This window comes from Nocardia sp. NPDC051833 (genome assembly GCF_040681225.1).
Taxonomy (GTDB): domain Bacteria; phylum Actinomycetota; class Actinomycetes; order Mycobacteriales; family Mycobacteriaceae; genus Nocardia.
The window spans coordinates 3,410,897-3,424,770 of sequence record NZ_JBFAYK010000001.1; the positions used below are offsets into that span (position 1 = coordinate 3,410,897).

12 protein-coding genes are annotated in these 13,874 nt (G+C 70.4%); 9 read left to right on the plus strand and 3 right to left on the minus strand.

Going from position 1 to position 13,874, the window contains the following annotated elements; all coding sequences use genetic code 11:
- Window positions 1–27: 27 nt before the first annotated feature.
- Window positions 28–2,085, minus strand: a complete 2,058-nt coding sequence (locus tag AB0L91_RS15575; RefSeq protein ID WP_365010409.1) for an AMP-binding protein — start codon at window positions 2,083–2,085, stop codon at window positions 28–30.
- A 317-nt stretch (window positions 2,086–2,402) separates the two neighbouring features.
- Here AB0L91_RS15575 and AB0L91_RS15580 point away from each other — a divergent pair, with 317 nt between their 5' ends.
- From AB0L91_RS15580 to AB0L91_RS15595, 4 genes are read left to right on the plus strand one after another with little or no spacing between them, the layout of a single operon-like run.
- Window positions 2,403–6,155, plus strand: a complete 3,753-nt coding sequence (locus AB0L91_RS15580; protein ID WP_365010412.1) for an ATP-binding protein — start codon at window positions 2,403–2,405, stop codon at window positions 6,153–6,155.
- Window positions 6,152–6,565 (plus strand): roadblock/LC7 domain-containing protein, encoded by a 414-nt coding sequence (locus AB0L91_RS15585; RefSeq protein ID WP_355271137.1) that lies wholly within the window; start codon window positions 6,152–6,154, stop codon window positions 6,563–6,565. Before AB0L91_RS15580 ends, AB0L91_RS15585 begins: the two co-directional genes overlap by 4 nt.
- 7 nt (window positions 6,566–6,572) lie before the next feature.
- Window positions 6,573–6,947 (plus strand): DUF742 domain-containing protein, encoded by a 375-nt coding sequence (locus AB0L91_RS15590; protein WP_019044950.1) that lies wholly within the window; start codon window positions 6,573–6,575, stop codon window positions 6,945–6,947.
- A complete protein-coding gene (locus tag AB0L91_RS15595) occupies window positions 6,928–7,530 on the plus strand; it encodes an ATP/GTP-binding protein (protein ID WP_019044951.1) in 603 nt (200 codons plus the stop codon). The genes AB0L91_RS15590 and AB0L91_RS15595 overlap by 20 nt, the downstream gene beginning before the upstream one ends.
- 48 nt (window positions 7,531–7,578) lie before the next feature.
- On the opposite strand, the gene AB0L91_RS15600 is transcribed toward AB0L91_RS15595, so the two are convergent.
- A complete protein-coding gene (locus AB0L91_RS15600; RefSeq protein WP_365010417.1) occupies window positions 7,579–7,965 on the minus strand; it encodes a DUF6000 family protein in 387 nt (128 codons plus the stop codon).
- 93 nt (window positions 7,966–8,058) lie between these two features.
- On the opposite strand from AB0L91_RS15600, the gene AB0L91_RS15605 reads away from it, so the two are divergent.
- A complete protein-coding gene (locus AB0L91_RS15605) occupies window positions 8,059–9,570 on the plus strand; it encodes a carboxyl transferase domain-containing protein (protein WP_365011312.1) in 1,512 nt (503 codons plus the stop codon).
- A gap of 93 nt (window positions 9,571–9,663) precedes the next feature.
- Window positions 9,664–10,518, plus strand: a complete 855-nt coding sequence (locus tag AB0L91_RS15610) for an aldo/keto reductase (RefSeq protein WP_365010419.1) — start codon at window positions 9,664–9,666, stop codon at window positions 10,516–10,518.
- Here AB0L91_RS15610 and AB0L91_RS15615 read toward each other — a convergent pair.
- A complete protein-coding gene (locus AB0L91_RS15615; protein WP_355271141.1) occupies window positions 10,499–11,617 on the minus strand; it encodes an NAD(P)-binding domain-containing protein in 1,119 nt (372 codons plus the stop codon). The two genes, AB0L91_RS15610 and AB0L91_RS15615, sit on opposite strands and share 20 nt — an antisense overlap.
- Window positions 11,618–11,707: 90 nt before the next feature.
- Here AB0L91_RS15615 and AB0L91_RS15620 point away from each other — a divergent pair, with 90 nt between their 5' ends.
- Genes AB0L91_RS15620 through AB0L91_RS15630 form a run of 3 tightly spaced genes read left to right on the plus strand, consistent with a single transcriptional unit; the run spans window position 11,708 to window position 13,845 of the window.
- Window positions 11,708–12,436, plus strand: coding sequence for an enoyl-CoA hydratase (locus tag AB0L91_RS15620; protein WP_357346389.1), 729 nt, complete (start codon window positions 11,708–11,710; stop codon window positions 12,434–12,436).
- Window positions 12,436–13,569, plus strand: coding sequence for an MBL fold metallo-hydrolase (locus AB0L91_RS15625; RefSeq protein ID WP_365010422.1), 1,134 nt, complete (start codon window positions 12,436–12,438; stop codon window positions 13,567–13,569). Before AB0L91_RS15620 ends, AB0L91_RS15625 begins: the two co-directional genes overlap by 1 nt.
- Before the next feature lie 30 nt (window positions 13,570–13,599).
- Window positions 13,600–13,845 (plus strand): antitoxin, encoded by a 246-nt coding sequence (locus AB0L91_RS15630; RefSeq protein ID WP_355271145.1) that lies wholly within the window; start codon window positions 13,600–13,602, stop codon window positions 13,843–13,845.
- Window positions 13,846–13,874: the final 29 nt, after the last annotated feature.

A 13,874-nucleotide genomic window follows, 5' to 3' on the forward strand; every position in this document is an offset into this window, starting at 1 on the left:
GGCGGTGGCCGCCACCGGGCCCGATGGTCAGGCCGTCGGGGCCACCGGGTCGCCGTCGAGGTCGGGGGTCGGGGTGTCCTGCGCGGAGGGGGGCGGATTGCCGAGCGGGGGGTTGGCCAGGATGCGGTCGGCCAGCGCGGTGAGTACGGCCGGGTCCTCGATGGTGGCCGGGGTCTCCACGTGTTCACCGGCGGTGAGCTGGCGGATCGTCTTGCGCAGGATCTTGCCGGACCGGGTCTTGGGCAGGCCCGAGACGATGATCGCGCTGTGCAGGGTGGCGATGGCGCCGATCTGCTCGCGCACCCGCTCGGCGAGCTCGGTCCGCAGCTGTTCCGGATCGACCTCGACACCCTGCTTGAGCACCACGTACGCCAGCGGCAGGTGGCCCTTGAGCTCGTCGGGGACACCGATCACGGCGCATTCGGCGATCGCGTCGTGACCGGCGATGGCGGCCTCGATGCTGCCCGCCGAGAGGCGGTGCCCGGCCATGTTGATCACGTCGTCGCTGCGGCCCAGGACGTAGAGGTAGCCGTCCTCGTCGAAGTAGCCGGAGTCGCCGGTCAGGTAGTGGCCGGGGAAGGCCGACAGGTACGAGCGGATGAACCGCTCGCGGTCGCGCCACAGGCCGGTCAGCGCACCGGGCGGCAGCGGCAGCCCGATGACGATGTTGCCCTCGACGCCGGTCGGTACCGGATTGCCGTTCGCGTCGAGCACCCGCAGCCGGTAACCGGGCACCGGCACGCACGAGGAACCGGGCTTGACCGGGAGTTCCTGCAGGCCCAGCGGGTCGGCGCAGATCGGCCAGCCGGTCTCGGTCTGCCACCAGTGATCGACCACCGGGGTGTCGGGGTGCTCGGCGAGCAGGGTGTCGGAGGCCCATTCGAAGGTGGCCGGGTCCAGTCGCTCGCCCGCGCAGAACAGCGCCCGCAGCCGGGACAGGTCGTGGCGACGGGCGGCGGTGGCCTCGGGGTCGGCCCGCCGGATCGCGCGCAACGCCGTCGGCGCGGTGAACAGCACCCGCACGTCGTGCTCGTCGATGATCCGCCAGAAGACGCCCGCGTCGGGGGTGCCGACCGGTTTGCCCTCGTAGAGCACGGTCGTCGCGCCGACCAGCAGCGGCGCGTAGACGATGTAGGAGTGGCCGACGACCCAGCCCACATCGGAGGCCGCCCAGAACACCTGACCTGGGCCGACGTCGTAGATATTGCGCATCGACCAGGCCAGCGCGACCGCGTGCCCGCCGTTGTCGCGGACCACGCCCTTGGGTTTGCCGGTGGTTCCCGAGGTGTAGAGGATGTAGAGCGGATCGGTCGCGGCGACCGAGACCGGCTCGGCCGGGGTCACGTCGGCGACGGTGGCAGCCCAGTCGACCCAGCGGGCCGCGACGGTCTGCTCCGAGGACGGCAGCACGTCGGTGGCGGGCTGCGCGGCCGGGAACTCGATGGTCGGGAACTCGGGGCGCTGCTTGACGATCACAGTGCGCACCGACGCCGTCTGCGCCAGGTCGAGGGCCTGCAGCACGATCGGCGGGTATTCGATGCGGCGGTTGGGCTCGAGCCCGCCCGAGGCGGTGACCACCAGGACCGGTTCGGCGTCATCGATGCGAGCGGCCAGCTCGGGCGCGGCGAAGCCGCCGAACACCACCGAGTGCACCGCGCCGATGCGGGCGCAGGCCAGCATCGCGATCACGGCCTCGGGGATCATCGGCAGGTAGATCACGACCCGGTCACCGGCGACGACGCCGAGATCACGCATGGCTCCGGCGAATCGGGCGACCTCGTCGAGCAGTTCCGCGTAGGTGTAGACGGTGGTGGTGTCCGTCATAGCGGAGACATATATGAGGGCGGCCTGATCGGCGTGCCCGCCCTCGGCGACGGTGCCCGCCCTGACGTGCCGGTCCAGGGCGTTGACGCAGGTATTGAGCCGGGCGTCGGGGAACCAGCGGGCCGCGCGCTTGTCGGCGGCGTCGACGATCTGCTGCGGGGCCACGTCCCACTCGATGGCTCGAGCTGCGGCGGACCAGAAGTCGGCTGGGTCGACCAGACTGGTCTGATAGACCGGTCGGTACTCGTGTTCCACGTCCAAGCCCGTGACTCCCTAGCCTCGCTTCGATGCCCGCTCGATAGATCCTGATGATTGTGGCAGACTTCACGCGACACCCGAGGGGGTGCCGCGACCTTTGGTTTTGCCTGGAACGGGCAGGTCATCGCGCGGACCTCTACCGGGAGTCAGCCAAGAAGTTATTGATCCGTTAGAATCTGATGTCACTTATTCGGGCAGTCGTAGACGCAATTTCTCGGCCAGCCGCAGTTCTCGGCCAGCTAGCCTGGCGAGCCACCATTGCGCCTGTGGAGGTTCGCTGATGGCGCTTGGTAGAGGCCAGTTTGGAAAGTGAGTGGGAGATGCGTGACGCCGCTAGGTCCGGCAGCAAGCGCTGGGCGCTCGGCAACTGGGACCTGCGTTGGAAGGTTACGGCCGTACTGGCCGTGCCGCTCGCGGTCGCGGTCGGGCTCGGCGTGTCGAGAATTACCTCGGAGTTCTCGGAGGCCAACCGACTGTCGAGCATCAATGAGCAGATCGACACGATTCCGTCGGTCACCTCGCTGAGTGCGAGCACCGCGAAGGTGGCGGGCAGCCAGTTGGTGCCCGCGGGCCCCGGGGTCACGATGGTCACCGACAAGGACCTCACCGAACTCGACGCCGCCATCGCGGCGGCCGAGGGCTCGATCGGCAGGTTGACCGATCTGCCGAAGGCGCACGCCGCGCTCGAGCGGATGATCGCGCAGGCCAAGACGGTGCGCGGGCAGGGCAAGGCGATGACGACCTCGGCCGAGCCCGCGCTCGCCTCGGTCGAGCAGATGCGTAAGGAAAGCGTCGACATCGTCGAGACGACCGTCGCGCAGGTGAGCGACCCGGTCATGGACACGGCGAAGCTGCGCCTGGTCGACTCGCTCAACACCCGTTCACTTCTCGTCGACGAACTCGCCGGTCTCTCGGAGATGCTGCGCGGTATGCCGACGGGAGCGCAGAACTTCCTCACCGGCGTCAGCACCGAGAACCACCTGCTCGAAGTGCTCGCCAACCGCTTCCCGGCCGGTGACCGGGTCGTCGCCGACCTGAAGGCGCAGGCCGACACCCGCAAGAACCTGATCAGCGGGCCCGAGGTGCAGGCGGGCAAGCTGCCCGTCGGCGACCTGCGTACCTCGCTGTACACCAGCCTCGTCGGCTACGAGGGCGTCGTCAACGAGGCCACCAAGGCGATCGAGTCCTCGATGGACGAGCTGGCCGCCGCTGCGGCGACCGGCGCGTGGACCTACACCGGCGTCGTCATCGCGACGATCCTCGCCGCGCTCCTGCTCGCCGTGTTCGTCGCGCGCTCGATGATCGTGCCGCTGCACCGCCTGCGCCTGGCCGCGCTGCGCGTCGCCGAATCCGATCTGCCGCACGAGGTCGCCCAGCTCCGTAACGGCGCCGCGCCCGAGGACGTGCCGCTCGAGCCGATGCCGGTGCGCTCGGACGAGGAGATCGGCCAGCTGGCCCGCGCCGTCGACGACATCCACGGTCAGGCGCTGCGCCTGGCGAGTGATCAGGCGCAGATGCGTTCGCAGGTCAACGACATGTTCGAGACCCTGGCCCGGCGCTCCAAGTCGCTCGTCGACCATCAGCTCACCCTCATCGAGGCGATGGAGTACGACGAGAAGGACCCGCGCCTGCTCGAGAACCTCTTCCGGCTCGACCACCTCGCGGCGCGCATGCGCCGTAACGGTGACAACCTGCTCATCCTCGCCGGCACCAAGCAGCGCCGGACCAAGTCGGCCCCGGTCGAGATCGCCGACGTACTGCGTGCCGCGATCTCCGAGGTCGAGGACTACGAGCGGGTCAAGCTCGGTGCCACCCCGCGTGGCTCGCTGGTCGAACCGGCCGCCTCCGATATGGCGCACCTGTTCGCCGAGCTGCTCGACAACGCGCTGCGGGCCTCCCCGCCGGAGACCGACGTCAAGTTCACCTTCGCCCAGGCCCACGACCAGGGTCTGCTGATCGAGGTGGCCGACCGCGGTATCGGTATGCCGCCCCAGGAGATGTCGGAGATCAACCGCAGGCTCGAGCAGACCGCCGAGCCCGGTCCCGACACCGCCCGCCACATGGGTCTGTTCGTGGTCGGCAGGCTCGCGGAGCGGCACGGCCTGACCGTGCGCCTGCGGCCGACCTTCGACACCGCGCGCGATCCGGGCGTCACCGTCACCGTGCACGTGCCGGTCGGCCTGATCGTCTCCGGTGCCGGTGGCCCGGTGATCCCGCCGCAGCAGGCACCGCAGCAGGCGCCGCAGCAGCAGCGCCCGGCCCCGCAGAACCAGCCGAGCACGATGCAGACCCGCGCGATCACCCGGACTCCGGGCGGCAACGTGATGGTCACCGTCGATCCCGGTGTCAGCAGCGGGCCGATCCCGGCCGGTCAGGGTGGGCTGCCGCAGCGGCAGCCGGGTAACTCGATGGCCCAGGGGCTCCAGCAGGACGCCGCCGAGCAGTCCTCGCCGACCCTGCGTCCGCCCGCGCCCGGTCAGGGCAATGTGCCGCAGCGCGGCAAGCTGGCCGCGGCCAACCTGCCCAAGCGCAACCTCGCCGCCGGTGGACCGGGCGGACCCGGTGGACCGCAGCGTCCGCAGGGCGCGCCGTCCGCGCCGGGTCAGCCGGGCGACGCCACGCCCGCCGGTGCGCCGCAGTCGCTGGCCGGTGGTCTGCCGCAGCGCTCGCCGGGTGCCAACGGCGCTCCGGCGCGTGATCAGGCACAACCGCCGCGCGACACCGCGCCGCCCAAGCGCGACACGACCGCCGGTGGTCTGCCGCAGCGCTCGCCGGGCGCCAACGGCGCGCCGCCGCGCGACCCGTCGGCCGGGCTGCCGCAGCGTCCCGCCAACGGCCTGCCCCAGCGGGACCAGACCGGTGGCCTACCCCAGCGCGATCCGTCCAACGGTCTCCCGCAGCGTGAGCAGACCGGTGGTCTCCCGCAGCGTGACCCCGCGGGCAACGGTGCGCCGCAGCGCGATTCCGGTCCGGTGTCGCGTGATCCGTCGACCGGCCTGCCGCAGCGCTCCCCGTCCAACGGGCTGCCGCAGCGTGAGCAGACCGGCGGGCTGCCGCAGCGTGACCCGGCTCCGCGCCTGCCGCACCGCGAGCAGACCGGTGGTCTCCCGCAGCGTGATCCGGCCAACGGCCTGCCCCAGCGTGAGCAGACCGGCGGTCTCCCGCAGCGCGATCCGGCCAACGGTCTCCCGCAGCGTGAGCAGACCGGTGGCCTGCCCCAGCGTGACCCGGCCAACGGCCTGCCCCAGCGTGAGCAGACCGGCGGTCTCCCGCAGCGTGACCCGGCCACCGGCCTGCCGCAGCGCGGCGCCCAGCCGGGTGGTCTGCCGCAGCGTGATCCGGCCGGTCAGCAGCCGCGTCCGGCCAACGGCCTGCCCCAGCGTGGCGCGCCGGGTGCCCCTGCGCCGCAGCGTGATTCCGGCGAGAACGGGCTCCCGCAGCGGGCTCCCGCGGCCGGTCTGCCGCAGCGGGAGGCGCCCAACGGCCTGCCGCAGCGTCCGGCTGCGCCGATTGGGCTGCCGCAGCGCGATCCCGGCGCTACTGTGGTACCGCAGGCGAACGCCGGGCCCGGAGTGGCTCTGCCGCAACGGGATCGGGATCCTGCGGGGCCGGAGAACGCTGCGTCGGCAGGGCGCGATCCGGGTCGGCACAGTTTCCGGTCGAATCCGGCCAAGGCTGCGTCGTTCTTCCAGACCAGGTTGCAGCCGGCACCGGAAGGTGATTCCGTCATGGGCGGAACGCCGATCTTCGCGGAGATGATGTCGGCGTGGCTCACGGATGAGAATTCCGACCGGTCCCAGATGGCCGCTGCCTTCGAATCACCGGGTGACGAAGGATGGCAGGCCGCTCGACGGGCCAGCGAGGCTCAGCCCGAGGTCCGTACCGCTGCGGGCTTGCCTCAGCGCAACCCGGGCGGCAGGCTCGTGCCTGGCGGTGTGACCGGTAAGGCCGACACCACCCCGCAACGTGATCCCGAAACGATCAGGTCCAGCTTGAGTCGTCACCAGCAGGGCGTCCGGGATGGCCGCGCAATGAAGGCAATGAACCTAACCGGAGATAAAGGAGACCGATGAACCCCGATCTAGGTGGTACGAACCGTCAGCTGGATTGGCTGGTTTCGAACTTCGCCAACGAGGTTCCTGGCGTAGCCCATGCCGTCCTGGTCTCGGCTGACGGCCTGCTGATGGCCGCGAGTGCCCAGCTCCCGGTCGACCGCGCGGAGCAGCTCTCCGCCGTCACCGCTGGACTGGCAAGCCTTTCCGTCGGCGTGTCCAATCTGTTCGAAGGCGGTACGGTACTGCAGTCCGTCGTCGAGATGGAGCACGGTTACCTACTGCTCATGGCAGTCGGCGACGGCTCCTACCTCGCGGTCCTGACCAACACCTCGTGTGACATCGGTCAGGTCGGCTACGAAATGGCCTTGTTGGTCGAGCGTGTGGGTCAGACCGTCCAGGCCACGCCACGCGTCAAGATGGGTTCCTGATGGTGGGATGGACATAGACGATCACCGCATGGGGAGCGCCGAGCCCAGCCTCGTCCGCCCGTACTCCTTGACTGCCGGCCGCACCAGGCCGGCGGTCGAGTTGGCGCTGGAGGCACTCGTTGCATCGCATCCGGTCGCCATGGAGCGGCAGTTCGAACTGAACAACCTCGAAACGTCCATCGTGGAGTTGTGCAGGCAATCGCCGTCCGTTGCCGAGATAGCTGCCCAATTGGGTATCCCGATCGGTGTAGCGCGGGTACTCGTGGCCGACCTCATCGAGGCCGGTCATGTCCGGGTCTCGGCGACTTTGAAAGACGATTCCAGCGACGATGAACGTCGCGAGCTGATCGAAAGGGTTCTCAGTGGACTCCGGCGTATTTGATTCGACGGCGCAGGTCGACACCCGCACGAGCAAGCCGACTTCGGCGAAGATCGTTGTCGCCGGTGGCTTCGGTGTCGGTAAGACCACGTTGGTCGGTGCGGTGTCGGAGATCGTTCCGCTGCGCACCGAGGCGCTGGTCACCAATGCCAGTACCGGAATCGACAACCTGACCGGCATTCCGATGAAGTCGACCACCACGGTGGCGATGGACTTCGGCCGGATCAGCCTCGCCGACGACCTGGTCCTGTATCTGTTCGGCACGCCCGGCCAGTACCGGTTCTGGTTCATGTGGGACGACCTCATCCGCGGCGCCATCGGCGCCGTGGTGCTGGTCGACACCCGCAGGCTGGAAGACAGCTTCGCCGCTGTCGACTACTTCGAGGCTCGCGGTCTACCGTTCCTGGTGGCGCTCAACGAGTTCGACGACGCACCGAAGTACCCGCTCGAGGACATCCGCCAGGCCCTGGCCGTCCCCGCCGACGTGCCGATCATGTCGATCGACGCCCGCCGCCGGGAACCGGCCAAGCAGGCCCTGGTCTCCTTGACCGAGTACGCCCTGCGCAAGGTCATGCAGGGCTACTGAGCCGAACCCGGGGCTGCCGCGATGAAGGCAGCAGCCCCGCTTCGCCCCTCAGCCCCCCGCAGCCCCGATCCGCTCCGCCAGCCCGCACAGCGGATCGATCAACTGCTCGGCAGCATTCGGTAGTCGCGCATAACCGAAACCCTCGACGAACCGCCCCGCGTACCCCGTACCCAGGCGGCGATCGAGCGTGAGCAGCGCGTGCACCGCTGGTGTCCGGCTCGGACACCGGCCGACCCGAAGGCCTCGATCGAGGTACTCGACCAGCTCGTCCCGAAATCCGGTGCGGCGATCAAGCGCGATGAGCCATGCCGCGGTGAGCCGTGGCCGCCAGTCGAATTCGAGGAGCTGACGCAATTCGGCGTCGGCGATCACCCACCGCTGCACCAGCATCCGATCCGCTGGGTGCGTTGGAGGGTGGAAGCTCATGGCTGCCATTGTGGCAAGCGACGATGGATGGCTGTCAGGGTTCCGGGTCCGGGTCTGCGCGGGTCCAGGCGAGGATGATGGGGCTAGGCTCGGCGCGTGCGTATGTCGGCGTTCGACCTGATCGGGCAGTTGCTCGATACCGATTCGTTTCTGAGCTGGGATCGGCCGCCGGTCGAGCCCGCGGTCTCGCCCAAGTACCGGCAGGAGCTCGTCGCGGCGGAGCGGCGGGCGGGTACCGACGAGTCGGTGGTGACGGGGGAGGGGTTGTTGCGCGGGCGGCGGGTGGCTGTGATCGCCTGTGAGTTCGCGTTCTTGGCCGGGTCGGTGGGGGTGGCGGCGGCCGAGCGGATCGTGTCGGCGGTGGAGCGGGCGACCGAGCTGGGATTGCCGCTGATCGCGTCGCCGACCTCGGGCGGGACCAGGATGCAGGAGGGCACAGTCGCTTTCGTGCAGATGGTGAAGATCGCGGGGGCGGTCGCGGTGCACAAGGCGGCGGGGCATCCCTACCTCGTGTACCTGCGCGATCCCACGATGGGTGGGGTGTTCGCGTCGTGGGGATCGCTGGGCCACATCACCTTCGCCGCGCCCGGCGCGCTGATCGGCTTCCTCGGGCCGCGCGTGTACGAAGCGCTGTACGGCAAGCCCTTTCCGCCCGGCGTGCAGACGGCGGAGAACCTGTACCGCAACGGCGTGATCGACGGCGTGGTGACCGTCGAGGTGTTCCGCCGGATCGCCCACCGGGCCCTCAGCGTCGCGAGCGGCGTCGTGCTGCCGGTGGCGGCCGAACCCGGCTGGGCCGCGCCGGTGCGCAGTCCGGCCGCCGCCGCCGATTCCGCGTCGACCGCCTGGGACTCGGTGCTGAGCACTCGCCGCCCTGGCCGCCCCGGCCTCCGCGACCTGCTCCGCCATGTGACCCAACGGGTTCCGCTCAGCGGCACCGGCCAGGGCGAGTCCGATCGCACCGTGGTGCTGGCGCTGGCCCGCTTCGGCGGACAGCCCTGTGTCGTCTTCGGCCACGACCGCTCCGGCCAGCAGGGCGAGCACACGATGGGCCCGGCCGCCCTGCGCGAGGCCCGCCGGGCGATGGCGCTGGCCCGTGAGCTGCGCCTGCCGCTCGTCCTGGTGATCGACACCGTCGGCGCGGCGCTGTCCAAGGAGGCCGAGGAGCGCGGCCTCGCCCCCGAAATCGCCCGCTGCCTGGCCGATCTCGTCACCCTCGACACCCCGACCGTCTCGATCCTGCTCGGCCAGGGCACCGGCGGCGGCGCGCTGGCCCTGCTCCCGGCCGACCGGGTGCTGGCCGCAGGCCACGGGTGGCTGGCCCCGCTGCCGCCGGAGGGCGCGAGCGCCATCGTCTTCCGTGACACCGCGCACGCGGCGGAACTCGCTGCGGCCCAAGGCATCCGCGCGATCGACCTGCACGCCGACGGTGTCGTCGACCGCATCGTCGACGAGCACCCCGACGCCGCCGACGAACCCGTCGCCTTCGCCCGCCGCATGGTGCTCGCGGTCACCGAGGAGCTGGCCGCCCTGCGCGCCACGCCGACGGCGGAACTGCGTGTCCTGCGGCAGGCGCGCTACCGGCGAATCGGCCTTCCCGGGGCCGGTCACTGACCGGCGCCCCGCTTCCTACCCGGTCCGGAACCGGGGGAAACACGCGAGGGCGCGTCGTTGACGGTACGGCGAAGCACTTCTACCGTCGGATGGGTGACCTTCCGTAGCGCTAACAGCCCTGTTCCCACCATCGTGCTCAATGACGGGAACGTCATTCCGCAGCTCGGCTTCGGTGTGTTCCAGGTGCCGGAGGACGACGTCACCCCGGTGGTGGCCGCCGCGCTGGACGTCGGCTACCGCAGCATCGACACGGCCGCGATCTACGGCAACGAGGAGGGCGTCGGCCGCGCCATCCGCGCCTCGGGCATCCCCCGCGACGAGATCTACGTGACCACCAAGCTCTGGAACGCCGAGCAGGGCTACGACAGCACGCTGCGCGCCTTCGACGCCAGCATGCGGCGCCTCGGCCTGGACTATCTCGACCTGTACCTGATCCACTGGCCGGTGCCATCGGCCGGTCGCTACGTCGACACCTTCCGCGCCTTCCAGGCGCTCAAGGCGCAGGGCCGGATCGGCTCGATCGGCGTCTCCAACTTCCGGGTGATCGACCTCGAGACCGTGATCGCCGAGACCGGCGAGACCCCGGCGGTCAACCAGATCGAACTGCATCCCACCCTCGCGCAGCGCGAACTGCGCCAGTACGACGCCAACCACGCCATCGCCACCGAGGCGTGGAGCCCGCTGGGGCAGGGCACGCTGCTGGACAACCCGACCGTGGTCACCATCGCCAAGGAACTCGACCGCACGCCGGCGCAGGTGATCATCCGCTGGCACCTGCAGCTGGGCAATATCGTCATCCCGAAGTCGGTCACCCCATCGCGCATCGCCGAGAACTTCGACGTGTTCTCCTTCGAACTGGACGCGCAGGCGATGGAGGCGATCAACCGGCTGGACACGGGCACCCGCGTCGGCCCCGATCCGGGCACGTTCAGCGCCGGGCTGGCGTGATCCCCAGGTAGCCGGTCAGTTCGGCGGCGGCGGCCCGGCCCGCCCGGTTGGCGCCGATGGTGCTGGCCGACGGTCCGTAGCCGATCAGGTGCACGCGCGGGTCGACCGCCACCTGGGTGGCCAGCCTGCCGGTCATCGTGATGCCGCCACCGGGCCCGCGCAGCCGCAGCGGCGCCAGGTGGTCGAGCGCGCTGCGGAAGCCGGTCGCCCACAGGATGACGTCGGCCGCCTGGAACCGTCCGTCGGCCCAGCGCACCCCGGTCGGTTCGATCCGCTCGAACATCGGCTGCCGGACGAGGACGCCGCGGTCGCGCGCGGCGCGCAGGCGCTCGTCGAGCGGCAGACCGGTCACCGAGACCACCGACCCGGGCGGCAACCCGCGGCGCACCCGGTCCTCGACGATCGCGACGGCCGCGCGCCCGTCGTCCTCGCGGAACGGCAGTGAGCGGAACACCGGCTCGCTGCGGGTGACCCATGTGGTGGACGTCACCTGGGAGATCTCGTCGAGCAATTGCACCGCCGAGATGCCGCCCCCGACGATGACCACGTGTTTGCCGGCGAACTCGGCGGCGGTGCGGTAGTCGCGGGTGTGCAGCTGCCGTCCGGCGAAGCTGTCCGCGCCGGGGTAGACCGGGATGAACGGGTGCTCCCAGGTGCCGGTGCCGTTGATCAATCCGCGGGTGCGCAGCGTCCCCGCGCCCTCGGTCTCCACGTGCAGCACCTCGCCGCGACCGGCGCAGGACTGGCCGTCGGCGGTCCGGTCGCACACCACGTTCACCGTCACCTGCCGGCGAACCCGCAGGTCGAAGCGCTTCTCGTAGAGCTCGTAGTAGTGCGGCACCGCGCTGGCCGCCGGCGCCGACTCCGAGCCGGGCGGCAGTGTCTCGGCGAAGGACATCCCCGGCAGATCGTGCACCCGGTTGACGGTGGTCAGCGTGAGGGAGGGCCACCGGAACTGCCAAGCACCGCCGGGGCCGGGGGCGTGGTCGACGATGAGGAAGTCGCGTTCGGGAACCAACCCGAGGCGGCGCAGGTGGTAACCGGCGGAGAGTCCGGACTGGCCCGCACCGATCACCAGGATGTCGAAGTCGGTCGCCACAGCCGCCGATGCTATCGCCTTACCGGGCGCCGACGGCCGCCTGTGGCAGAGTTAGGGCAACGATGGTGTCGGTACTTCTGGGGAGGACGCATGCTCGGCGTGACTCGCGATGGTGACGTGATCACCATCGAAATGCAGCGCGAGGAACGGCGCAACGCGCTCAGCGAGGAACTGGTCGGTCTGCTGCGCGACGCGATGCTCGACGCGGTGGCCCACGGCGCGCGGGCGATCGTGCTGACCGGCCGTGGGCCGATCTTCAGCGCGGGCGCCGATCTGTCGGGCGTGTACTCCGAGTCGTTCCTCGGCGGCCTGCTCGACATGCTGCACACCATCGAATCCCTCCCGGTGCCGGTGATCTCGGCGATCAACGGCGGTGCGCTCGGCGCGGGCGTGCAGCTGGCGATCGCCTCGGACCTGCGGGTGATCGAACCGGACGCGTTCATCGCGGTGCCCGCCGCCAAGCTGGGCATCTCGGTCGACCGCTGGACGGTCTCGCGGCTGGTCTCGCTGATCGGTGGCGGTCCGGCGCGCACCATCCTGCTCGCGGCCGACCCGGTCTCGGCCGCCGACGCTTACACCTTCGGCTTCGCCAACAAGCTCGGCACCCTCGCCGACGCGCAGGACTGGGCGAAGTCCATCGCCGCGCTCGCGCCACTGTCGCTCCAGGCGATGAAACTGATGCTCAACGACGACGGCACCCGCGATCCGGCCAGTGCTCAGCAGCGGGCCGCGCTGGAAGCCGCCTGGTCAAGCAACGACGCGAAGGAGGGCCGATTGGCTCGGCAGGAGAAGCGCCCGGCGAAGTTCGTGGGCCGCTGATGCGGCTCGCACGCGTTGCGGGGTCGGTGGCGAGCACGCTCGGGCTCGCCTGGGTAGCGCGTGCGGTGTGGGGACTGCCCACCGCGCTCGGCGCGGGCCCCGCGGACATCGAACCGACCGCACTGGGCAAGTCGTCGTATCGGGACGGCCGGTTCCACAACACCGAGCCGAGCAGCATGATGGCCGCGGGCGCCGCACCGTCGCTGCTGTGGTCCGGGCTGACCAAGGGCCGGGTGGGCAGGCCGTCGCGTCCGGTGCCACTGGAGACGCCCGCCCCGCCCGCCGAGGCCGCCGACCTGGCGGTGACCTGGTACGGGCACGCGAGCGCGCTGATCGAGCTCGACGGCTACCGCGTGCTGGCCGACCCGGTGTGGAGCGAGCGGGTCTCGCCGTCGCCGGTGATCGGCCCGGCTCGGCTGCACCCGGTCCCCGGCGAACTGACGGAGCTGCCCGCCGTCGACGCGGTGATCATCTCCCACGATCACTACGACCACCTGGACAAGGCCACCGTCGACGCCCTGGTCCGCGAACAGCTCGCGCCGTTCGTCGTGCCCACCGGTATCGGCGCCCACCTGCGCCACTGGGGTGTGCCCGAGTACCGGATCATCGAGCTCGACTGGGGTGGCTCGGTCTCGCTCGGCCGCGGCGAGAACGACCGCGGTCTCACCATCACCTGTGCCGAGGCCAGGCACTTCTCCGGTCGCGGCCTGGTCCGCAACACCACGCTGTGGGCGTCGTGGGCGCTGGCCGGACCCACCAAGCGGGTCTATTTCGGCGGCGACACCGGCTACACCAAGGCCTTCGCCCAGGCGGGCGCCGTCCTCGGCCCGTTCGACCTGACGCTGCTGCCGATCGGCGCCTACGACGAGCGCTGGACCGATGTGCACATGAATCCCGAGGAGGCGGTGCGCGCGCACGCCGACCTGTGCCTGGGCGACCCCGGGTACGGGCTGCTGGTCCCGATCCACTGGGCCACCTTCAACCTCGCCTTCCACGGATGGTCCGAGCCGGTGCATCGATTGGTGTCCGCGGCGGCCGCGGCGGGTACCTCCACAGTGGTGCCCAAGCCGGGCCAGCGGGTGGTTCCGAATGACCTCCCACCGCGGGTTTCGTGGTGGGAGGATGTGGAGTGACACCTTCTTACGGGAAAGGAACATCGGCAGATGAGTCTCGTGGATACCTTGAAGGGCTTGCTCGGTAAGGGCAAGGAAGCGGCTGCGCAGAACGCCGACAAGATCAACGAAGCGGTCGACAAGGCCGGCAGCTTCATCGATGACAAGACCGGCGGCAAGTACAGCGACAAGATCGAGAAGGGCAAGGACGCGGCGAAGAAGGTCGTTCCGCCGCAGGCCGACCCCGGGAGCACCGCAGGCGGCGCCGCCCCGACCGATCCGGGACCGCAGGCCTGATTCGGTGCGCGGGGGCCGCAGGCCGTCGG